This is a genomic window from Geodermatophilus arenarius (genome assembly GCF_042654585.1).
Classification (GTDB): Bacteria; Actinomycetota; Actinomycetes; order Mycobacteriales; family Geodermatophilaceae; genus Geodermatophilus; species Geodermatophilus arenarius.
Genome location: NZ_JBHSGR010000055.1, coordinates 1 through 608 on the forward strand (window position 1 = coordinate 1; position 608 = coordinate 608).

A 608-nucleotide genomic window follows, 5' to 3' on the forward strand; every position below is an offset into this window, starting at 1 on the left:
GCGTCGACGTCGGCCGAGCGCGCGCCGGCGGACTCGCGGGCGGCGGCCACGCGCTCGGCGAGGTCGGCGGCGCGCTCGCTGGCCGCGGCCAGCTCGCGCTCGGCCTCGTCGACGCGGGCGCGCACCTCCAGGCCCGAGGGGGCGTTCGTCGCGCCGCCGGTGGCGGAGTCGGCGCCCACGAGGTCGCCGTCGGCGGTGACCGCGCGCACCCGCGGGTGCGTGGCCACCAGCGCGCGGGCGGCGTCGAGGGTGGGGACGACGGCGACCCGGTCGAGCGCGCGGGCCAGCGCCGGGTGCAGCTCCGCGGGCGCCTCGACGAGGTCCAGCGCCCAGGACAGGCCCTCGGGCAGCGCCGGCCAGCCCTCGCGCGGCAGCGGGGGCGGGCCGCCGGTGACCAGCAGCCCGGCGCGGCCGGCGTCGGTGTCGCGCAGCCGCGCGAGCACGGCGGTGGCCTCGGCGACCCCGGTGACGACGACGGCCTCGGCCAGCCCGCCGAGGGCGGCGGCCAGCGGCACCTCCGCGCCGGGCGCGACGGTGATCCGGTCGGTGACCGGCCCGACGACGCCGGGCAGGCCCGAGGAGAGGACGGCGGCTGCGCGGTCGGCGTC

At 82.9% G+C, this 608-nt stretch carries 1 pseudogene; it reads right to left on the reverse strand.

Going from position 1 to position 608, the window contains the following annotated elements:
- A pseudogene (locus ACFO3M_RS22710) lies at positions 1-608 on the reverse strand (chromosome segregation protein SMC); the annotation flags it as partial.